At 54.3% G+C, this 21,692-nt stretch carries 21 protein-coding genes; 9 read left to right on the top strand and 12 right to left on the bottom strand.

All coding sequences use genetic code 11. The features are described 5' to 3' along the window. Window positions 1–15: 15 nt before the first annotated feature. Genes EYC87_RS08980 through coxB form a run of 3 tightly spaced genes read right to left on the bottom strand, consistent with a single transcriptional unit; the run spans window position 16 to window position 3,331 of the window. Entirely contained in the window at window positions 16–576 is a 561-nt protein-coding gene (locus tag EYC87_RS08980) for a cytochrome c oxidase assembly protein (protein WP_040542610.1), read from the bottom strand. A gap of 13 nt (window positions 577–589) precedes the next feature. After that, window positions 590–2,170: a cytochrome c oxidase subunit I gene (gene ctaD, locus EYC87_RS08975; protein WP_279252575.1), complete on the bottom strand. Its 1,581-nt coding sequence runs from the start codon at window positions 2,168–2,170 to the stop codon at window positions 590–592. Window positions 2,171–2,185: 15 nt separating this feature from the next. Then, on the bottom strand, window positions 2,186–3,331 hold the full coding sequence (gene coxB, locus EYC87_RS08970; RefSeq protein ID WP_040542582.1) for a cytochrome c oxidase subunit II: 1,146 nt from the start codon (window positions 3,329–3,331) through the stop codon (window positions 2,186–2,188). 318 nt (window positions 3,332–3,649) lie between these two features. Between coxB and EYC87_RS08965 the strand changes: the two genes are divergently transcribed. After that, window positions 3,650–4,984 (top strand): MATE family efflux transporter, encoded by a 1,335-nt coding sequence (locus tag EYC87_RS08965; protein ID WP_279252574.1) that lies wholly within the window; start codon window positions 3,650–3,652, stop codon window positions 4,982–4,984. 91 nt (window positions 4,985–5,075) lie between these two features. Here EYC87_RS08965 and EYC87_RS08960 read toward each other — a convergent pair whose 3' ends face one another. From EYC87_RS08960 to EYC87_RS08930, 7 genes are all read right to left on the bottom strand, one after another. Further along, the gene (locus EYC87_RS08960; RefSeq protein ID WP_040542584.1) at window positions 5,076–5,330 is read right to left on the bottom strand and encodes a YheV family putative zinc ribbon protein; all 255 of its coding nucleotides are present in this window, start codon (window positions 5,328–5,330) and stop codon (window positions 5,076–5,078) included. Continuing rightward, complete coding sequence (aroE, locus tag EYC87_RS08955) at window positions 5,327–6,163, bottom strand: shikimate dehydrogenase (protein WP_007230580.1); 837 nt, start codon at window positions 6,161–6,163, stop codon at window positions 5,327–5,329. The genes EYC87_RS08960 and aroE overlap by 4 nt, the downstream gene beginning before the upstream one ends. Before the next feature lie 3 nt (window positions 6,164–6,166). Next, entirely contained in the window at window positions 6,167–7,075 is a 909-nt protein-coding gene (hemF, locus tag EYC87_RS08950) for an oxygen-dependent coproporphyrinogen oxidase (protein ID WP_007230594.1), read from the bottom strand. Between the two features lie 69 nt (window positions 7,076–7,144). Continuing rightward, on the bottom strand, window positions 7,145–7,711 hold the full coding sequence (gene tsaC / locus EYC87_RS08945) for an L-threonylcarbamoyladenylate synthase type 1 TsaC (protein WP_279252573.1): 567 nt from the start codon (window positions 7,709–7,711) through the stop codon (window positions 7,145–7,147). 2 nt (window positions 7,712–7,713) lie between these two features. Beyond that, window positions 7,714–8,217 (bottom strand): 5-(carboxyamino)imidazole ribonucleotide mutase, encoded by a 504-nt coding sequence (gene purE, locus EYC87_RS08940; protein ID WP_040542585.1) that lies wholly within the window; start codon window positions 8,215–8,217, stop codon window positions 7,714–7,716. An 89-nt stretch (window positions 8,218–8,306) separates the two neighbouring features. Further along, window positions 8,307–9,212: a DNA-processing protein DprA gene (gene dprA, locus EYC87_RS08935; RefSeq protein ID WP_279252572.1), complete on the bottom strand. Its 906-nt coding sequence runs from the start codon at window positions 9,210–9,212 to the stop codon at window positions 8,307–8,309. Window positions 9,213–9,295: 83 nt separating this feature from the next. Next, a complete protein-coding gene (locus EYC87_RS08930) occupies window positions 9,296–10,327 on the bottom strand; it encodes a LysM peptidoglycan-binding domain-containing protein (protein WP_279252571.1) in 1,032 nt (343 codons plus the stop codon). Between the two features lie 181 nt (window positions 10,328–10,508). Between EYC87_RS08930 and def the strand changes: the two genes are divergently transcribed. From def to EYC87_RS08905, 5 genes are all read left to right on the top strand, one after another. Next, the gene (gene def / locus EYC87_RS08925) at window positions 10,509–11,015 is read left to right on the top strand and encodes a peptide deformylase (RefSeq protein WP_007230568.1); all 507 of its coding nucleotides are present in this window, start codon (window positions 10,509–10,511) and stop codon (window positions 11,013–11,015) included. 3 nt (window positions 11,016–11,018) lie between these two features. After that, complete coding sequence (gene fmt, locus EYC87_RS08920; protein ID WP_279252570.1) at window positions 11,019–11,984, top strand: methionyl-tRNA formyltransferase; 966 nt, start codon at window positions 11,019–11,021, stop codon at window positions 11,982–11,984. After that, complete coding sequence (gene rsmB / locus EYC87_RS08915; protein ID WP_279252569.1) at window positions 11,984–13,285, top strand: 16S rRNA (cytosine(967)-C(5))-methyltransferase RsmB; 1,302 nt, start codon at window positions 11,984–11,986, stop codon at window positions 13,283–13,285. Before fmt ends, rsmB begins: the two co-directional genes overlap by 1 nt. Before the next feature lie 96 nt (window positions 13,286–13,381). Continuing rightward, on the top strand, window positions 13,382–14,755 hold the full coding sequence (gene trkA, locus EYC87_RS08910; RefSeq protein WP_007230588.1) for a Trk system potassium transporter TrkA: 1,374 nt from the start codon (window positions 13,382–13,384) through the stop codon (window positions 14,753–14,755). Window positions 14,756–14,758: 3 nt separating this feature from the next. Further along, window positions 14,759–16,207 carry a TrkH family potassium uptake protein gene (locus EYC87_RS08905; RefSeq protein WP_279252568.1) on the top strand — a complete coding sequence of 483 codons (1,449 nt, stop codon included), beginning with the start codon at window positions 14,759–14,761 and terminating at the stop codon, window positions 16,205–16,207. On the opposite strand, the gene djlA is transcribed toward EYC87_RS08905, so the two are convergent. After that, window positions 16,204–16,989: a co-chaperone DjlA gene (djlA, locus tag EYC87_RS08900; protein ID WP_279252567.1), complete on the bottom strand. Its 786-nt coding sequence runs from the start codon at window positions 16,987–16,989 to the stop codon at window positions 16,204–16,206. The genes EYC87_RS08905 and djlA overlap by 4 nt on opposite strands. A gap of 58 nt (window positions 16,990–17,047) precedes the next feature. Continuing rightward, window positions 17,048–17,941 (bottom strand): lysophospholipid acyltransferase family protein, encoded by an 894-nt coding sequence (locus tag EYC87_RS08895; protein WP_279252566.1) that lies wholly within the window; start codon window positions 17,939–17,941, stop codon window positions 17,048–17,050. Window positions 17,942–18,033: 92 nt separating this feature from the next. Between EYC87_RS08895 and glyQ the strand changes: the two genes are divergently transcribed. Genes glyQ through gmhB form a run of 3 tightly spaced genes read left to right on the top strand, consistent with a single transcriptional unit; the run spans window position 18,034 to window position 21,631 of the window. Next, window positions 18,034–18,987: a glycine--tRNA ligase subunit alpha gene (glyQ, locus tag EYC87_RS08890; protein WP_007230578.1), complete on the top strand. Its 954-nt coding sequence runs from the start codon at window positions 18,034–18,036 to the stop codon at window positions 18,985–18,987. Continuing rightward, on the top strand, window positions 18,984–21,062 hold the full coding sequence (glyS, locus tag EYC87_RS08885) for a glycine--tRNA ligase subunit beta (RefSeq protein WP_279252565.1): 2,079 nt from the start codon (window positions 18,984–18,986) through the stop codon (window positions 21,060–21,062). Before glyQ ends, glyS begins: the two co-directional genes overlap by 4 nt. A 2-nt stretch (window positions 21,063–21,064) precedes the next feature. Further along, window positions 21,065–21,631: a D-glycero-beta-D-manno-heptose 1,7-bisphosphate 7-phosphatase gene (gene gmhB / locus EYC87_RS08880; protein ID WP_279252564.1), complete on the top strand. Its 567-nt coding sequence runs from the start codon at window positions 21,065–21,067 to the stop codon at window positions 21,629–21,631. Window positions 21,632–21,692 lie beyond the last annotated feature (61 nt).

The raw sequence follows: 21,692 nt of genomic DNA, 5'->3' as shown, positions 1-21,692 counted from the left end.
TCCCCAACCTGCGCCTCAGCGAACGGCGACTGCGCCGCTCGCCATATCTGTTACATCAAAAATTGTATACGACAGTGTAATTGTGCGTATGTCCCGCGGTAAGCCCTGATCTACAATAAACTGCAGAGGCATCTCTGCGGCGCTATCGCCATCCAATGGCTGCTGGTTAAAGCAAAAGCACTCGGTCTTATGGAAGTAAGCGGCAGCACGGGCCGGTGAAACACTGGGTATTGCCTGTGCAACCATCGCTTCAGGTAAAGGATTACGGGCGTAAAAAACCGTATCGTTGACCGCTCCCGGATGTACTTTCATCGCAGTCACGCTGGGTCCAAACTCCCAGGGCATGCCCTCATTGTTAGTCGCCACAAACTGGATTTTAATCGTGCGACTCTCGTCAACCGCGACCGGCACCGACGTATAAGCCTCTCCCGAGGTCTTGCCATTGATACCCAGGGCATCGCATAGCACGTCGTACAATGGAACCATCACTACAAACACAAATGCGAACATGGCAATCGCTACCACCACCAATTTAATGGCGGTATCGATTGCTGGGTTGGCGTTTACTTGAATCACTGACTCATAATCCTCAGGAGTGAGCGTGCGCCGGATCAATTTTAGGCGGCGTTTCGAACGTATGGTAAGGAGCAGGCGTAGGAATTGTCCACTCCAAGCCTTCAGCGCCGTCCCAAACCTTCTCTTCAGAAGTTGGCTTACCGGACACGATCGTTGCTATCACGTTGTACAGGAACATGATCTGCGAGGCGCCATAAATGAAGGCGCCGATCGAAGACATCATATTGAAGTCCGCGAACTGCAGAGCATAGTCGGGAATACGACGCGGCATACCTGCCAGTCCCACGAAATGCTGCGGGAAGAAGGCGAGGTTAAAGCCGACAAACGAAATCCAGAAATGCGTCTTACCCATCGCCTCGTTGTACATTTTACCGCACCACTTGGGCAACCAGTAGTAGACCGCCGCGGTCATAGAGAACACCGCGCCAGCGACCATGACATAGTGGAAGTGAGCAACCACAAAGTAGGAGTCGTGATACTGGAAGTCGGCCGGCGCAATTGACAGCATCAGGCCGGTGAAACCACCAATGGTAAATAGCACCAGGAAGCCGAGAGAGAACAGCATGGGGGTCTCAAACGATAAAGAGCCACGCCACATCGTGGAAATCCAGTTGAATACCTTCACCCCTGTGGGTACTGCAATCAGCATGGTGGCGTACATAAAGAACAGCTCACCCGCTACTGGCATACCCACCGTATACATGTGGTGAGCCCACACAATGAAGGACAGGAATGCGATAGAGGCTGTTGCGTACACCATGGAATCATAACCAAACAGCGGCTTACGCGAGAACGCAGGAATGATCTGCGAAACTACGCCAAAGGCGGGCAGGATGATGATGTACACCTCTGGATGTCCGAAGAACCAGAATACGTGCTGGAACAACACCGGGTCACCGCCACCGGCCGCCGAGAAGAAGCTGGTGCCAAAGTGAATATCCATCAACATCATGGTGACCGCCCCGGCTAGAACCGGCATAACCGCAACCAGCAGGAAAGCAGTGATCAGCCAGGTCCACACAAATAGCGGCATCTTCATGTAAGTCATGCCAGGAGCGCGCATGTTCATTACCGTCGCAATGATATTAATGGACCCCATGATGGATGACAGACCCAGTACGTGTACTGAGAAGATAAAGAATGTGACTGACGGCGGAGCGTAAGTAGTCGACAGCGGAGCGTAAAAAGTCCAGCCAAAGGCGGGCGCTCCACCTTCCATAAACAATGTTGATGCCAGCAGCAAAAACGTTGGCGGCAGAATCCAGAAGCTCCAGTTGTTCATCCTTGGCAGCGCCATGTCCGGCGCTCCGATCATCATCGGGATCATCCAGTTAGCCAAGCCAACGAAAGAGGGCATAATCGCCCCAAACACCATGACTAAGCCGTGCAAAGTCGTCATCTGGTTGAAAAAGGCGGGCTCTACCAGCTGCATGCCGGGCTGGAACAGCTCGGCACGAATGACCATGGCAAAGAAGCCACCCATAATAAACATTGCGAACGAAAACCACAGGTACATGGTTCCGATATCTTTGTGGTTAGTGGTGAAAAGCCACCGACCTATGCCCTTCGCAGGGCCGTGATGATGATCTCCCATCGTGAAGTCCTCCGACTAGCCTTTCTTGTGGTTAAAGACATCAATAGGCTGAACCATGTCACCCATATTGTTGCCAAATGCATTTCGCTGATATGTGATTACCGCCGCCATATCGACATCGTTCAGCTGGCTACCAAAAGCCTGCATCGCTGTACCCGGTACACCGTTAATACCGATGTTCAGATGGCCCGCAAGCTCACCTGTAGCAACAGCGCTGCCGGCGATTGCCGTACCAACACCACCTTCACCAGATGCGCCGTGGCAGGCCAGGCAACTGCGCTCGTACGTTGCCTTGCCACGCTCCATGAGTTCGTCCATAGAGAAGGTTTGAGCCATCAAATCCTTGATTTGCGCTGCCTCTCCCTGCTTCTCAGCTAACCACTGAGCGTACTCTTCTTTGCTGACAACATTGACCACAATGGGCATGAAGCCGTGTTCTTTGCCACACAGTTCAGCACACTGTCCGCGGTAAATACCTTCCACTGTTGTGCGGGTCCAGGCTTCGTTAATAAAGCCGGGAACTGCATCTTTTTTGACCGCAAGTTCAGGAACCCACCAGGAGTGAATGACATCGTTGCCGGTTACCAGGAAGCGCACTTTAGTATCAACAGGCAGCACCAGAGGCTCATCAACTTCCAGTAGGTAATGCTCACCCTTTTCTGTCGTGTTATAAATCTCATCCTGAGCGGTGCGCAAGTTAGAAAAGAAGCTTACGTTTTCACCTTCTTCGTTCAGGTATTCGTATTTCCACTTCCACTGAAATCCAGTCACAACTACGTCCATATCGGCCTCGTCGTTGTCATAGATTTTGAGCAGCGTAGTAGTAGCTGGAAATGCCATACCGATCAAAATAAAGAACGGAATAATTGTCCAGGCAATCTCTACCTTGGTGCTCTCATGAAAGGTAGCGGCAACCGCGCCTTTCGACTTACGGTGGGCATAGATGGAATAAAACATCACCCCAAAAACACCAACGCCAATGATCGTGCAGATCCAGAAGATGATCATGTGCAGGCTGTATATTTCCTTACCTACAGCAGTCACACCTGGCGACATATTGAACGAGCTTACTTCGCCGCCCGCGGCCATAGTGGCAGCGCTTAACAACATAAGGACAGGACCGAGCGCGAGTCTGAACAGCCGCTTCGCTTCAAAACACATTTCCCGTGTCTCCATATTTAGTCTGTTTTTAATCCTCACAACCGGTTCTAATTGTTGCCAGCCCTGAACTTGTCACTGAATGGACCCAACATAGGATCGCATTCTGGCAGCCCCGGGTCCCGGGGGCAGATGTGATAAAGACAGGGCAAAGATGACCGGCTGACTCAATTTTGCCGACAGTGCGTCCATTGACGGCACCAGCAAAACGCGGCAAGTATACCCGCAGTGGCTGGCAATCCCAAGTTTTTACTGCATCAGAAATTCGTCCGTACCTAGACAGTAAAAGGGCTTGAAGCGACAACATCATAAAGAGCATATATGGAAACTAACAAGCAGCTGGACCACAAAATATGGGGCATCGCCTGGCCTGCAATTTTCTCGAATGTGTCCATTCCTTTGCTGGGCCTGGTGGATTCGGCGATTCTGGGACACCTTGATAGCAGCCTTTACCTGGGCTCTGTTGCCGTTGGGGCCGCACTACTGTCGTTTCTCTACTGGGGATTCAGCTTTTTACGCATGGGCACCACTGGCCTGGTAGCCAGGGCAGAGGGCGCCGGCGACACTATCGGTTCTATTTTGGTATTGATGCGCTCTGCTATTCTTGCACTGGCGCTGGCAGCACTGGTGGTTCTATTGCACCGACCGGTAATCCACCTGGGCCTGTTGTTGATGTCGCCCGCAGAGGACGTGCTGAACCTCGCCCAATCCTACGCTAACATTAGAATCGGCAGCGCGCCTGCTGTCTTGGTGACATATACCATCGTCGGTTGGTTCATCGGCCGGCAGAATACGCGTTGGCCCATGTTGATCGTCGTAGTCACTAATTTAGTCAATATCGGCCTCGATTTTCTGTTCATTATGGGACTGGGGATGAACAGCGATGGCGCTGCTCTTGCCACTGTTATTGCGGAATACCTGGGCTGCACTATCGCGATCCTGGCGGTTTGGAAACAACTGCAAACAGCAGAACTGTCGCTTATAAAGGGACATTTGGGGGATGTTAGCGCTTACAAACAACTTCTGAAGAGCAATAGACATTTATTTGTGCGAACGATGTGCCTGCTGTTCAGTTTTGCCTTTTTTACCGCCCAGGGTGAGAACTTTGGCAGCGAAGTGCTCGCTGCCAATGCCTTGATGCTCCAACTGCTGATGCTGGCTGCCTATGGTATGGATGGATTTGCATTTGCAGCGGAGGGCCTGGTGGGACAACGGCTGGGTGGGCGCGACCTGGACGGCTTTTTAAGGGCTGTCAAACGATGCAGTGTTTGGACGATGGTTGCAGCAGGAATAATGAGCCTGGCGTTTCTAACGCTACAACCGGTATTCATCAACATTCTCACCGACATCAGTTCCGTTAAAGAACTTATGCGACAGTTTTTCCCCTGGCTTATTGTTCTGCCACTCATTGCAGCGCCAAGCTATTTGCTGGATGGGGTATTTATCGGGGCCGCCGAAACGCGTTACATGATGTCTACCATGTTACTCAGTGTCTTCTTGGTTTACCTCCCTCTCTGGTATCTCTGCACAGGGCTGGGTAATCACGGCTTGTGGCTAGCTTTTACCGCCTTTAATCTCGCCCGGGGGGTCTTTCTTTACATCTGGTTCTGGCGCTTAAACAGGGACGATGCCTGGCTTAGGGCAAACGAGGGCTAGCGTTGTTTGAGCATCGTATTTTGCTACCGCCAACAAACGTCCAGCGGCGCGCTTACGGCGCGCGACCGCAGATCAGGCTAAAACGGGGGGTTTAATTCTCAGAGTCTGTCGGATCCACCAGCGTCACGACCTGAGCGGGAGTCTCCACCCTGCGCGCTGCGGCGCGGCTGACCCGGGTGGGCAGTTCATTTTGGGAAAGTGGGTCGGGGGGACGGGCCTCCGAAAAATCACAGGCCACACATTCTCTGGACTGGGTCTCCATGTCCACCACGATTTTGTCCATGGCACCGCAGCGAGGACAGACGGCTCCGGCTATAAAGCGACGGGTTTGAGGGGGTGTGCTCATGCAGCCTCCATAGCCTCGCGAATCTGGTGAATGACAGGGCGAGTTTCCGGGCGCTGGCCCCGCCAGAGATAGAACGACTGGGCCGCTTGCTCGACCAGCATACCCAGACCGTCGGACACTGCCCAGGCGGCATGATGAGCGGCCCAGCGCATAAATGCCGTAGGCTCAGGGCCATACACCATGTCGTAACAGCAACTGCGCTCGGTCAATAGGGTGCTTGGCAGATCCGGCATCTCGCCGGACAGACCCGCACTACTGGCATTAATCACCAGGTCGAATTGACGCTCACCAATTAAGTCATAGCCCCCGCCTTCGACCGTGCCCAGATCAGCGAATTCAGCGGCCAGCTCTTCTGCCTTTGCAGCGGTGCGATTAACAATAAGCAGCTGATCCGGGCGCTCTCTTAGTAAGGGCTCAAGCACACCACGCACCGCGCCGCCGGCGCCGACAATCAAAATTCGCAAACCCTGAACGACCCAGCCCAGGTTCACAACCATGTCACGCACCAGACCAATGCCATCAGTATTATCGCCTTCGATCTCTCCACCAGGACCAAATTTCAATGTGTTGACCGCTTGGGCGCGCTCTGCCCGTTCGCTCAATCGATCTGCAAACTGGCAGGCATCCTGCTTGAAAGGCAGAGTGACATTGAGGCCACTGCCACCGCCTTCAAAGAATCGCTGGGCCGCCTCGGCAAACCCGCCCTCATCGACACGCACCGCACGATACTGCATGGCCTGGCTACACTGAGCTGCAAAAGCAGCATGAATAGCCGGCGATTTACTGTGCTTGATCGGATTACCGAATACTGCGTACTTGTCCTTGTCGGTCATTATTCAGCCCTCGCTCAACCAGTCTCGACCCTGGAGATAGTAATCGGTCAGTTCTGCCTCCGGGGTATTCGGCTCTGGCTGGTAACTGTATTCCCAGCGCACCAGCGGCGGCAGGGACATCAATATCGCCTCGGTGCGCCCGTCTGATTGCAATCCAAACAGAGTACCTCGGTCGAAGACCAGATTGAACTCAACGTAACGACCCCGACGATAAAGCTGAAACTGCCTTTCGCGATCACCAAAGGGAGTATTCTTACGCCTGCTGACAATAGGCCGGTATGCGCGAAGGAAAGAGTTTCCCACCGACTGCATAAAGCCGAACGAGGTATCAAAGTCCCATTCGTTGAGATCATCAAAAAACAACCCTCCCACACCACGTGGCTCTTGCCGGTGCTTCAGGTAAAAATACTCGTCGCACCAGGCTTTATACCGGGGATATAACTCCCCACCGAACGGGGCGCAGGCTTCGCTGGCAACCTGGTGCCAGGCAATACAATCTTCACGATTGCCATAATAAGGTGTCAGGTCGTAGCCGCCGCCAAACCACCATACCGGTTCAGCGCCTTCTTTTTCGGCCACAAACAGACGCACATTGGCGTGTGATGTCGGAACGTAAGGATTATTGGGATGAACGACCAGGGAAACGCCCATCGCCTGATAGCTGCGGCCGGCAAGCTCCGGCCTTGAAGCGCTGGCGGAGGGAGGGAGGTTTTCACCCATAACATGGGAGAAATTCACTCCCGCTTTTTCAAACACTGCGCCCTCGGCAAGTACGCGACTGCGTCCGCCGCCGCCTTCACTGCGCTGCCATTCATCGGTAATGAATGCTGCGCTACCGTCCTCTTGTGCAAGAGCAGAGCAAATACTGTCCTGTAGGGATAAAAGGTAGGCTTTAACCTGATCGATCTGCATTATCCTGTTCCTTGTGCAGGGGCGCGAGCATTATACGCACCCGGGCAGGGTAACAATAGCTGGAAAGCATCACGCCCTGACTAACTCACCGGAAGCCAGATCACGAATAGTACTGGGAGTCTGCGCGCCACCCACTTGGCCGGGCAACATCCCATCGAGCGAGCCGCCAAAGTAACGCAACACCTGAAAGCCTGCGCGGGGCGGTTGGGCTCCGGCTGGGTTCGCTGAGGTAGAAACCAGCGGTCCACCCCATGCTTCGCAAAGGGAACGCACTACCGGGTGTTGGCTGACACGAACTGCGACTGTTTCAAACCGGCCGTGGACCCAGGGTTGAACTCTCTGTTGGTGCGGCACCAGCCAGGTGTTGGGGCCAGGCCAGCTGGCGCTCAATTGTTGCCTCTGCGCTTGGGAAAGATCCGCCAATAAAAAGCCTAACTGTTCCACGCTGGCGGCCACCAAAATAAGGCCTTTGTCCGCACTGCGACCTTTGAGTGCCAACAGTCTGGACACTGCCTGCTCAGAGTCGGGGTCACAGGATAAACCCCACACCGCCTCAGTTGGACAGGCGACAACGCCTTCTCGCCGCAGCGCGCCGACCGCCGCGGACAAGCGCAGGGAAGAGGGCGTAAACGGCAAAATCAGACCTTGAGCGATGCCTGCAACGCGGCATCTTTTTCCGCAATTTTTGCGGCGTTAGCGGCGCGCTCATCGCGCAACTTCTGGCCCATTTCAGGGTCTGCCGTTGAGATAATCTGGGCGGCGAGATAGCCAGCATTTTTGGCGCCGGCCTTACCAATCGCCACGCTGGCGACGGGGATACCCGCAGGCATCTGTACCGTAGAGAGCAGCGCGTCAAGGCCATCCATAGAAGCGTTCATGGGCACCCCAATGACAGGCTTGACGGTAGCAGCAGACACTGCGCCCGCGAGGTGGGCCGCCATGCCAGCAGCAGCAATGAAGACCGCGCAGCCGCGCTCGTCCGCATCTTTGACGTAGTTTTTTGTCACTTCCGGGGTGCGATGCGCCGATGTGATACGAGCCTCGAAAGGGATATCAAAAGAACGCAGAACATCAAAGCTGGCTTCCATAACTGGCAGATCTGAGTCGGATCCCATGACAATTGCGACAAATGGTTTGCTCATTGCTTATCTCCTGACTGTGGCGAAGTTGTATTCGCCCAAAAAAGCGCGAAATTTAACCAACCCTGCTGCAATTGGCAAGCAAAACAGGGCTATCGACTGCGTATATAACCCCCAGGGCAACGATTGACCCTGCCTGCTAACTCTAGCGACGACAACTCGCCCATCACCTGCCCAACAGGTAGACCGCTGGCAACGACTAATTGGTCCAGACTACTGACCTCAAAGCCCAGTAGTTCCAGCAGCAAACAGTCTGGCTCGCTAGTCGATTCAGGGCTCGGTATTGTCGAAACCTGTGACAGCTCCTGCTGCAACCCAAACAGCGAATCCAGCTCCTCCAGGATATCCTCGATTCCCAGCACCATTTTAGCACCGTCGCGTATCAGGCTGAGACACCCCGCACCCCCCTTATGGGAAATTGACCAGGGCAGGGCGAAGACCTCTCGGCCCTGCTCCATTGCACTGGTGGCGGTAATGAGAGAACCGCTGGGTAACGCTGACTCCACGACCAGGACACCCAGCGACAATCCACTGATAATGCGATTTCGTTTAGGGAAATGATATGGCAATGGTTTAGTGCCGGGCGGAAATTCAGTTACCAGGCAACCAGATGACGCGATCTCTTGCCCCAACGGTTCGTGCCTGTGGGGGTAGATCGTCTCAATCCCTGTGGCCATTACTGCAACTGTGTCCCCGCCTGCCGACAGAGCGCCTCGATGTGCTGCGCCATCGACACCCAACGCCAAGCCGCTGGTAACCCCCAGCCCGGCGCGCACCGCTGCAACGGCCAATTTATGGGCCACCTGCAGCCCGGCCGCGCTGGCGCGACGAGCCCCTACGATCGCCAACTGAGGCCTAGCCAGAAGCATCGGGTTACCGCGCACGTGCAATAAAGGCGGCGGGTCAGGGATGGTCTTTAATAGGGGAGGATAAAGAGGGTCTGCCAGCGACAAAACTTCTGTGCCTGCCGCTCGCAGGTCTCGGTCTACAACGCTCATACATCATCCTTGACGTAATGTCGGTTGGTTTTTGTGGGGCATTAGCCCCAGAGCACCGCATCCTTGCCGCGCTCTTGGTTAAACTATGGGTTCTTGACCTTGTCCAGCACCTTGAGTGGCCGATTAGACTTTAAGACCAGCGCATAGCTGGCTTTGTCGAAAGACTCAAACACCATGGCAAGTCCGGCACGCACATCTGGCAAGCGCACATTCCCCTGCGCTACCTTGTCGAACGCCAGTTCACCGGTTTGGTAGACGGCCAACACATGACCCACCTCCAGACCATCACGCAGCCCTTTATTAAGTACTACAATGTCTGTCGTTCCGATCTGGGTAACACCGCCATCGACGGCAATCATGAACCCGTCTTCGATGGGGGTTTCCGGCGCCCTGGGCTGGAAGGCAGCATCCAGAATTCGCTCCTCAAGGGGCAACAACCTGTCGGCAATGCGCACTTCCTCGGTGATCCTGTTGATCTCTAACTCGGTTATTGCATCAGTATTGGAAGATTTCAGCTTGGCATTGCCGATATCCTGAGCCTGGTAGCCCAGCAGCTCTCCGGTTATCGGGTCTGAATAGGTATCGCCGGGACGGTAGATACCGTAGGCTCGTTCTCCATCGGGGAAGGCGCCACGACCAAAGATCAGGTCACCGGGCGCACTCAGCAAGCTTCCCTGGTCCCCCGCCACGATATAGGCGGAATTGTTGATCTCATCTGCTGCAAGAATCCTGTGGCGCAGCAAAAAGGCACCAATTTCATCAAGAGGTATAGTAGGAATAGCGAGATCCAGAGGCGACACCCGCATGTTTGGCGTAAGCTTCACATCGCGGCCGCGGCGCAAACGAAGACGTGGTTGGCCATCGATCCACACCAGGTAAAGCTCGTCACCGGGGTAAATCAGGTGGGGGTTATCAATTTGTGGATTGACGTCCCATAGCTCGGGCCAGAGCCAGGGCTCGCGCAAGTACATACCTGAAATGCCCCAAAGCGTATCGCCTTTTTTAACGATATAGGTCTCTGGCACATCTTCATTAAGTTCTACCGCTGCGTGAAGGAAACCGCTAAACATTAGCGATGCCAGCAACAGCCAAATTGAGAGTGACCTTGTTTTCATTTTTACGTCCCTGCGTGGCCTTGTTATCTCTGCCCCGTGCGCCTCCACTGGGCACCCCTTATTCCCAGGCAGTATAATAGATTACAGTGTGCTGTCGCGTTATGCCGCTGGCAAGCCTAAATGTTACTTTTCCCGCACCTCTTGGCGGGCTATTAAAAACCTGAAAAAGAGCTTTTAAAACATGGCAGTACTCGAGATCCTGGAGTTCCCCGATCCCCGGCTTCGCACAGTCGCAGCACCGGTCAACTCGGTAACCGACAAGCACCGACAATTACTAGACGATATGCTCGAAACGATGTACGCCGCTCCCGGCATCGGCCTGGCTGCAACTCAAGTCAATGTGCATGAGCGCATACTGGTGATCGACCTATCCGAGAAACAGAACGACCCGCTGGTGTTTATTAATCCAGAAGTAGAGATTCTAGACAAGGAACTGGGCGAATATGATGAAGGTTGCCTTTCTGTTCCCGGATATTATGAAACGGTAAACCGACCACAGCGCATTGCAGTAAAGGCGCTTGGACGAGACGGAAAGCCCTTCTCAAGCGAAATAGAAGGCCTTCTGGCTATTTGCCTGCAGCATGAAATTGACCACCTGGATGGCAAATTGTTTGTAGATTATCTGTCGCCCCTGAAGCGCAATCGCATCCGTAAAAAGCTGGAAAAAGACCAGCGGCGGCGAGTCTGAGGAGTGTCTTCTCTGAAACTGATTTTTGCCGGAACACCCGACTTCTCGGCCATACATTTAGCCGCTCTCATTGAAAGTGAGCACCAACTTATCGCTGTGTATACGCAACCCGACAGGCCCGCTGGCAGAGGTAAGAAGCTGCAGGCCAGCCCGGTAAAAAAACTGGCCCTGGAACAGGGTATTCCGGTCTACCAGCCGCAGAGCCTGCGTGATCCGCAAGAGCAGGCTTGCCTGGCTGCACTGGGCGCTGACGTTATGGTCGTCGTTGCCTATGGCTTAATTCTGCCAGCCGAAGTTTTAAGCGCCCCCGCATTCGGCTGCCTTAATGTTCACGCTTCCCTGCTGCCTCGCTGGCGCGGAGCAGCGCCAATACAGCGAGCCATCGAAGCAGGGGACAACACCTCCGGTACCACTATCATGCAAATGGACGTAGGCCTGGATACCGGCGATATGCTGGCCACGGCAAACTGCGAAATCGGCCCCGAAACAACAGCAGCAGCACTACACGATAAGCTAGCCTCACAGGGTGCGCCGCTACTGGTTAAGGTGCTGTCAGACCTGGAGCGCTATCAGGCCAATGCCACTGCTCAAAATGATGAGAACGCCAATTACGCCAGTAAAATCCTCAAAGGAGAAGCAGAGCTGGACTGGACACAAGCAGCTACAACGCTGGATCGCGCTATCCGAGCTTTCAACCCCTTTCCTGTGTGTTTCACTCACCTGCAAGGCCAGCGGATAAAAGTATGGCAGGCCCAAGCCGCCGGCAACGCGCCTTTAACAGAAGCTGCAGGTACCATTTTACGCGCTGACCGAAATGGCATCCTGGTCAACTGTGGCGAGGGTCAGCTCAATATCCAGCGCCTGCAATTGCCAGGAGGCAAGCCACTGACTGCAGATCAAGTGCTCAATGGCAGTAGCGATCTGTTTACCCCAGGTGCCAGCTTCACGCTAGCTGGACAGGCCCACTGATGGCGCTTGACACCCGCGCCGCAGCCGCTCGAATAGTGGGCGATGTGCTTTCAGGCAAGTCACTAAACCAGACACTGCCTCCGACACTGGAAAAGGTAGCGCCGCGCGACAAAGGGCTTCTACAACAGCTCTGTTACGGCACTCTGCGCCAGGCACCTCGGCTTGAGGCACTACTAAACCAGCTGCTGGACAAACCGCTACGGGAAAAAGACAGGGATATACACGGCCTTTTACTTTGCGGTCTTTACCAACTTGAGGACACCCGCATACCTGACCACGCTGCCGTATCCGCGACCGTTGCAGCGACCAAGGCACTTAAAAAGCCCTGGGCCAAGGGCTTATCCAACGCGGTATTACGCCGCTTTCTGCGCGAGCGAGATTCCCTGCTGACCAAACTCCCAGAGGCTGCCAGGCACGCACACCCCCAGTGGCTATTCGACATCATAAATGAGCAATGGCCGGAGCAGGCCAACGCGATTATTGACGCCAACAATGCCCAGCCTCCGATGACCCTGCGTATTAACGCCAGGCGAGGCAATCGAGCGGACTATTTGCTCCGGCTCAATGCAGCTGGCATCGCTGCCAAAGAAGGTGATTTGTCACCACAGGCCATTTATCTTGAATCGGCCAGGGACGTCCTGGAACTGCCTGGCTTTGAAACAGGCGACGCGAGCGTTCAGGATGAGGCCGCACAAATGGCGGCATTGTTGCTCGCCGCTCAGCCCGGGGAGCGAGTACTGGATGCCTGTGCCGCGCCCGGTGGCAAGAGCTGCCATATACTGGAATTACAGCCCGCACTCGGCGAGCTGACAGCGATGGACCTGGACCCCCAGCGTCTGGAGCGAGTGCAGCAAAACCTGGAGCGTTTAGGGCTTCAGGCTTCGGTAATTGCAGGCGACGGCGCCAATCCTCCCCCGGTTCTGGCCGCGCAAAGCTTTGACAAGGTCCTGGTGGACGCCCCCTGCAGCGCCAGCGGCGTTATTCGCAGACACCCGGACGTAAAATCCCTGCGTCGGCAGAACGACATTGCTTCGCTGGGCGCGCAGCAAACAGCCATTCTGCAGGGACTATGGCCGCTGCTAAAACCCGGTGGTCGCCTGCTATATGCCACCTGTTCCATCCTCGATGGCGAAAACAACAGCGTGGTTAACAGCTTCCTCAAAGCAACCGACGATGCCATTTTGGTGCAACCAGAGCTAACCTGGGGAGTGACAGCCGGCGTTGGCCGTCAGTTGCTCCCTAATATTAGCGGGCCGGACGGCTTATTCTACGCCCTGATCGAAAAACGCCGGTTACTCTAGCAAGACTACAATTGTGCACAATTTCGCTGAGCCCGCCCTTACATTATGGCGGGCTTTTCTTTATTGTTTCCAGACATTTAGCTGAATCCGCAAGCTATGAAAATCATAATTTTAGGCGCCGGCCAGGTAGGCGGCACCCTCGCAGAACACCTGGCCAACGAGCAGAATGACATCACCGTTGTCGACACCGACAGCGCAAAGCTCCGTGCACTGCAGGACAAGCTGGACATCGGTATCGTCACCGGCGGCGCATCGCACCCCAATAGTCTCTATAAAGCCGGTGCAGAAGACGCGGACATGCTGATCGCGGTGACCAACTCCGATGAAATCAACATGATGGCATGCCAGGTTGCCCATACCCTGTTTAATACGCCTACCAAGATCTCTCGTGTACGGTCGCCCAACTATCTATCGCACCAGGAACAGTTATTTAACAGAGACCATATTCCGGTAGACGTCATCATTGGCCCAGAACAGTTGGTCACCAAAAACATTCGTCAATTAATTGCTAACCCCGGAGCGCTGCAGGTATTGGACTTCGCCGACGGCAAAGTCCAGCTAGTGGCCGTAAAGGCATATCACGGCGGCCCCATCGTTGGTCAGGAATTACAGGAAATTCGCACTCACATGCCCAAGGTAGACACACGAGTCGCGGCTATTTTCCGCCAGGATCGCGCCATCTTGCCCGAGGGCAGCACAGTCGTTGAGGCGGACGATGAAGTCTTCTTTATCGCGGCAAGAGAAAATATTCGAGCAGTTATGTCAGAGCTGCGCAAAGTCGACAAGCCCTACAAACGAGTAATGATTGCCGGCGGTGGTAACATCGGGGCGACTCTGGCGCTCTCTATAGAAAATAAATACCAGGTCAAAGTCATCGAGCAATCCTATGAACGATGCAGGGTGCTGTCCGAGCGGCTGGCTCACACCATCGTGCTCAACGGAAGCGCCGCAGAACCACAGCTTCTTGCCCAGGAGAATATCGAAGCCAACGATGTTTTCTGCGCCCTGACCAACAACGACGAATCCAACATTATGATGTCCATGCTCGCCAAGCGGATGGGCGCCAAAAAAGTGATTACGCTAATCACTAATCCCGCCTACGCTGAACTGGTTGGCGACGAAATTGATATCGCGATTTCGCCGCAACAGATCACCATTGGCAGCCTGCTGACCCACGTGCGCAGAGGTGATATCAGCAATGTACACTCGCTGCGGCGAGGCGCGGCAGAAGCCATTGAAGTCACTGCTCACGGCGATACCTATTCCTCAAAAGTCGTGGGACGCAGACTGGATGAGATTCAACTGCCTGAGGGCGTCACCATTGGTGCAATTGTCAGGGGTGAGGAGGTGTTAATCGCCCACAGCCATGTCGTCGTGGAAACAGACGATCACGTTATCCTGTTCCTGGTCGACAGACGCAAGATTAACGCTGTAGAAAAACTGTTCGCCGTGGGCTTCGGTTTCTTCTAGCCCATGCATATTTCCGTCTCTCTGCGCATACTCGGCATTTTGTTAATGCTGTTCTCCAGTACCATGCTGGTGCCACTGGTAATGGCACTAATTGCAGATGACAGCACCGCTGATGGCTTCCTCTCTGCCCTGGCAATAACCTTCTTTGCCGGGCTCATTATCTGGGTGCCGGTGATGAATGCTCGACACGAGCTTCGCATCCGCGACGGTTTTCTCATTACCTCCTTGTTCTGGACGGTACTGGGCCTCTTCGGTGCGCTACCTTTTGCTCTTTCCGATAGCCTGGACCTAACTCCGATAGAAGCGATCTTTGAATCCATTTCCGGACTCACAACAACTGGCGCGACCGTCATCGTTGGGCTCGACAGCCTGCCCAAATCAATTCTGCTCTATCGGCAACTGCTGCAGTGGATGGGCGGCATCGGCATCATTGTCGTTGCTGTCGCAGTGCTGCCCATGCTCGGCATTGGCGGCATGCAGCTTTATAAGGCAGAAACTCCCGGGCCTTCAAAGGACAGCAAACTCACTCCCCGGATCACCGAAACCGCCAAAGCATTAGCCATGGTTTACGTGGGGCTGACAGTCATCTGCGCTATCGCGTTCTGGCTTGCAGGTATGACCACTTTTGATGCCATCGCCCATGCCCTATCAACCGTCGCCATCGGTGGCTTTTCTACTCACGATGCCAGCATGGGCTATTTTCAAAGCAACACCGTATTGCTCATATGTACGCTCTTTATGTATATTTCAGCGATCAATTTCGGACTGCATTTCATTTTCTGGCGGCGCATCAGCATCGCTCCCTACCGCAAAGACTCGGAAACCCGCTTTTTCTCCAGCGTGCTGCTAATTTGTGTGACCATTACTTGTGTCTACCTGATTATCAGCAAGACTTTGCAGCCCTCAGACAGTCTGGTACACGGCATATTCCAGGCGGTCTCTATTACCACCACCACCGGATTTGCTACTAAGGATTTTGCCCAGTGGCCCTCCTTTTTACCGGTCATGTTGCTAATGTTTTCATTTATGGGAGGCTGCGTTGGTTCCACCGGCGGTGGCATGAAAGCCATGCGCCTGATGCTGATTTACAAGCAGGGTGTGCGGGAGCTGAAGCAGTTAGTGCACCCACAGGCCATTATCCCCTTGAAAGTAGGACGCCGCAGAGTTGAAGCCTCAGTGGTGAGCGCGGTGTGGAGCTTCTTCGCGGTCTATACCACCTGCTTTATCATTATCATGTTGCTGCTAATGGCTACCGGGCTGGACTTTACCACTGCGTTTTCGGCGGTAGCGGCATCCATCAACAATCTTGGGCCTGGTCTGGGAGAGGTTTCATCAAATTATGCCAGCATCAGCGATACCGCCAAGGGCATTCTCTGCTTCACCATGCTGCTGGGACGGCTGGAAGTATTTACTTTGTTAGTGTTATTTACACCCATGTTCTGGCGGATCTAGGCGCGACTCTTCTTGATCATTTCATACGCTGCCTGAATTTCCTGGGAACGCTCAGTCGCCAGTTTGATCATATCCTCTGGAACACCCTTGGCAATCAACTTATCCGGATGGTTTTCACTCATCAGCTTGCGATAAGCCCGTTTGAGCGCTTTGTCATCCACATCAGATGCAATACCCAGCGCCTCGTAGGCATCTTCGAGACTGGTTCCCGGCTGGGCGCCATAACCCGAGGAGCCATGAAAATGACCCTGGGCCTGGGCCATGCGCAACATTTGCTCCAGTTGCGCTGGACTGAAGCTGAGCAAGGTCGCTATCCGTTGCAGTACATTGTGTTCAACTTGCTCGATCTTGTGATCGGCCAACGCCAGTGAAATCAGGAAGAACAACAAGGTTTGACACAACTGGCGCTGGCCCCGGCAGGTCTCCATAAAAGACGATACCGTGGGTTCTAGCTGGAAATCCTGCGCGGAGCCCTGTTGAAATAGATTAATAGCACGCTTGCGTTGCTGCGCATCGAGCCCCATCTGCGAAATGATTGACTCAGTCTGGTCAATCTCCTGTTGGGAAATACGGCCATCGGCTTTAGCCAAATACCCCGACAACAGGAACGTTGTTTCAAAAAAACTGTTCTTAATGCGGGCGATATTCTGCGGGGACGCAAACTTGAGGGTCTGCATCAGACCGTTATCGAAAAGGTGTCCGACAAAAATTCCCAGAATCAGACCGATTGGGCCCAGAACCATAAGGCCAATCACACCGCCGATAATTTTTCCGTAGTACATAGCGTTCCATTGGCAGCCCTGAGGCGCCGTTTAGTTCAAGAAGGCGGGGCCACGCCAGTTACAGATCGTCGTAAACGCCAGGACCCTGCTTGGGACGCACTCTGAAGCGCTTGTATTCCCACTGGTATTGTTCAGGACTAAGGCGCACACAGGCCTCAACTCCACGGTTCATCGCTGCCAGCGATATTCCGGTGTCGGCGTCGTAGATACCATCCTCAGCCGCGAAATAGCGCAGTGCAAAGCCACCGTCCACTCGCTCTGCTGACCCAAAAACGGCAAGCGCGCCCGTGCGACGGATCATGTTGCTCGCCAGGGTCGGGGTGAAGCACTGATTGCCCATAAAAGACACGTTCTCGCCAGAGTTAACATCCGCAGGCGCCTGGTCGGGCAATATACCGGAGACACCGCCGGCCTTGACGCTTCTCACCAGTTTCGCCAGCCCCCGGCTATCAGTGGGAACCAGAGTGGCGCCAGTGCGTTGCCGAGCCGCTACGATCATCGGACCCAGCGCTTGTAACTTGGGCGGCTCATAAAGGCACACGGTTTTACCCAGTGTTCCCAGATGCAAGCCAAGCACTTCCCAATTGCCAAAGTGGGGTGCCAGAATAATAACGCCTCTCCCCTGGGCCTGGGCCGCGCTGATAAGCTCGCAGCCCTCCACCGACTTTATCAAATCGCGGACGTGGTCCCAGGGTCTAATCCATAAATGCCCCAGCTCTGAAACTAATTCGCCAGTGGCACACAAACTGCGACGAGCAAGTTTGGCCTGCTCCTGCACTCCCAGCGTTGGATAAGCCAATTCAATATTACGTTTGGTCACTTTGACGCTACGACCTCCAAGGGGCCAGTACAAACGTACAATACCTCTGCCCATCGCTCGCGCCCAGGACAGGGGCAGCAGGGCACATAAGTGCAGATAGAGCTTGATAACCGCTACTTTGAGGCCATCCATGAGTGAAATTCACAATCGACTAAAGCGCGTATTATGCCGACAAAAGAGCCTGTATAATAGCCGCCCTTTGCAGTGACCTCACAGGCATTCCGGTGGCAGAAAACCAAAACAAACTACTTACATTTCAGGAGCTTATCCTGAAGCTGCAACAGTTCTGGGCAGATCAGGGCTGTGTGGTTCTTCAGCCGCTTGACATGGAGGTTGGCGCAGGCACCTTCCATCCCGCGACCTTTCTTCGTGCCATTGGCCCGGAAAACTGGAATGCGGCCTATGTTCAGCCCAGTCGCAGACCAACGGATGGGCGCTATGGGGAGAACCCCAACCGCCTGCAGCACTATTACCAGTTTCAGGTGGCAATGAAGCCTTCCCCTGCGAATTTCCAGGAGCTTTATTTACAATCACTGACAGCGCTGGGTGTGGATACCAACGTCCACGACGTGCGCTTTGTCGAAGATAACTGGGAGTCTCCAACACTGGGAGCCTGGGGTTTAGGCTGGGAAGTCTGGCTCAACGGAATGGAGGTCACGCAGTTTACCTATTTCCAGCAAGCTGGCGGTTTGGAGTGCTACCCCGTTACAGGTGAGATCACCTATGGTCTCGAGCGCATTGCCATGTACCTGCAAGGCGTCGACAGTATCTACGATCTGGTATGGGCAGACGGCCCAGCTGGTCGTGTCACCTACGGCGACGTGTTTCACCAAAACGAAGTCGAAATGTCTCGCTACAACTTTGAAGAAGCCGATGTTGAGCAGCTTTTTGGCTTCTTTGACCACTGCGAAAAAGAAGCCTTACGACTGGTGGATAAAAACTTGCCACTGCCCGCTTATGAAATGGTGATGAAAGCGTCTCACGCATTTAACCTGCTGGACGCCAGGCACGCTATCTCCGTTACCGAGCGCCAACGATTCATTCTCCGCGTGCGCACGCTTGCGCGGGCAGTCGCTCAGGCCTATTTCAACGCTCGCGCCGCGCTGGGTTTCCCCTTGGCGGAAGAGGGTATCCGCAAGGAAGTACTGGAGCGAATTCAGGCGGAGGAGCAATCATGAGCAATGAAACTCTGCTGATAGAGCTGGGCACAGAAGAGCTTCCCCCCAAGGCATTAAAATCGCTGGGCCTGGCCTTTCGAGATGGCATCACCGCCGGCCTGGAGCAGCGCGAACTGGGCTTTGGAGAGGTCAGCTGGTTTGCGTCTCCTCGCCGTCTCGCTGTACAAATTGCACAGGTGCAAACACAGGGTGAAGATAAAGATATCGAGGTGCTTGGCCCCCCGATCGATCGAGCCAGGGACAGTGAAGGCAACTGGACACCTGCCGCTTCAGGCTTCGCCAAAAAACAAGGCGTTGCAGCACAAGACCTGCAGGAAATTGAAACACCGAAAGGCACCAGGCTAGGACTGAAAAAGACCGAGGCAGGCTTGCACACCAGTGACTGCCTCAATGACATCATTGTTGAAACCATCGCCGGTTTGCCTATTCCAAAGCGCATGCGCTGGGGTGCCAGCCGAGTCGAATTTGTTCGCCCGGTGCAATGGTTGATTGCCATGCTCGGAGAAAAGTTTGATCACGGCAAGATTCTGGGCATCCCCACAGGCAATACCACTCGCGGACATCGCTTCCATTCAAGCGGCGATATCTTGCTGGAAAAGGCTGACGACTACGAAGAAGCGTTGGCCAATGCCCACGTTGTTGCCAACTTTGACAAGCGTCAGGCCATGATTCGCGAGCAAGTGGAAACAGAGGCAAGTGCGGTGAATGCTACCGCCGTGATCGACCCAGATCTTTTAGACGAAGTCACGGGACTGGTCGAATGGCCTGTCGCTCTCACCGGTTCCTTCGAAGAGCGCTTCCTGGAGGTGCCTGCTGAAGCGCTGATTTCTTCCATGAAAGAGCACCAGAAATATTTCCACCTGGTTGATGCTAATGGTGAATTGAAACCTAATTTTATTACCCTGGCTAACATTGAAAGCAAAGATCCTGTGCAGGTCATTGCGGGCAATGAGCGAGTCATCCGTCCGCGACTTGCAGATGCCGCTTTTTTCTTTGAGACCGACAAGAAAACACCGCTGGCAAAACGTGCCGCTAAACTGGAAACCGTCATCTTCCAGCAAAAGCTTGGCACTCTGGCGGACAAAGCCCGTCGTGTACAAAAGCTTGCGGGCAGCCTGGCACGCATGATCGGTGCGGACGCTGACAAAGCTGAGCGTTCAGCGCTGCTGGCAAAAGCCGACCTGGTTACCGATATGGTGCAGGAATTCTCTGATATGCAGGGAGTGGCAGGGTCTTATTATGCCTTGCACGACGGCGAGGACGCTGAGGTCGCGGCAGCAATCGCCCAACAATACTGGCCCAAATTTGCCGGCGACCGCCTGCCTGAAAGCAATACTGCGTGTGCCCTGGGCCTGGCTGATAGGCTGGACACCCTGGTCGGCATATTCGGTATTGGCCAGCCACCTACTGGTTCCAAAGACCCATTCGCCCTGCGCCGCGCTTCTCTTGCAGTGCTGCGAATCATAGTGGAGAAAAAGCTGGACCTGGATCTTAGGGATTGCCTCGAACTTGCCACACAACAATACCCCCAGGATCTCCTTGCAGAAGGAACAACGGATCAAGTCTTTGACTACATGATTGAACGCTTCCGCGCCTGGTACGAGGAAGAAGACATTCCGGTTGAAGTCTTTCGCGCAGTCTCTGCACGTCGCATCAGCCAACCCCTGGATATTCAGCAACGCGTATTGGCCGTCAACGCCTTCTCGCAACTGCCAGAAGCCTCTGCCCTGGCCGCGGCAAACAAACGCGTTTCGAATATTCTCGGCAAGCTGAGTCATGACCACAGTTTTGGTGAAGTTCGCGTAAACTTGCTTCAAGAGGCAGCAGAAAAGGAGCTGACGGAAAACCTAAGCGCTTTATCTGCCATCGCTTCTGGTCACCTTGAAAAAGGCGAGTACAGCGCGGCATTGGCAAGTCTCGCCGGCCTGAGAGCACCCGTAGATCGCTTTTTCGACGAGGTCATGGTGAACGCCGAAGATGAGGCCCTGCGCAACAATCGACTTAACCTGTTGAAAGCACTGCGCGACCAATTCTTGGAAGTAGCCGACATTTCGCAGCTGGTTGTAGGCAAGTAAGCATGCCCCTGCTGATCCTGGATCGCGACGGAGTTATTAACCAGGATTCGGATGACTACATCCGCTCGCTCGATGACTGGAAGCCTATACCCGGCAGTATAGAAGCCATTGCGACGCTATCGAAGGCAGGCTATCAGGTGGCCATTGCTACCAATCAATCCGGGCTAAGCAGGGGCTTTTTTGGCCTGGAAGAGCTTGAAGCTATTCATAATCATCTGTGCTCGCTGGTAGAAGAGCAGGGTGGCGAGATCGCCGGTATTTTCTACTGCCCCCACCTGCCTGATGATGGCTGCGACTGTCGTAAGCCCGCAACCGGTTTGCTGCGTGCAATTGAGACGGAATTAAGTGAGCCGGTGGCAGAACGCTACTTTATTGGCGACAGCTTCAAAGACTTGCAGGCTGGCCGGGCCATGGGCTGCAAGCCCGTGCTGGTGCTCACCGGCAAGGGAGAAAAAACCCGGTTACAACTGGAGTCTTCCAATAACGACCTGGTCGATTCAAGCAGCATACCTATCTACGCTGACCTGGCGGCTGCCAGTCGCGACATCCTCTCCTGCTACCTGTCTTAAAAAGCGACACGCCCTCAACTCGCGGTACAATAAATCCGCTTATCGTTGCGCCTTTGTTTTA

Origin of the sequence: Candidatus Seongchinamella marina, from assembly GCF_026262685.1 — a bacterium.
Lineage (GTDB): Bacteria > Pseudomonadota > Gammaproteobacteria > Pseudomonadales > Halieaceae > Halioglobus > Halioglobus marinus.
This window is presented reverse-complemented; position numbering and strand designations above follow the sequence as displayed.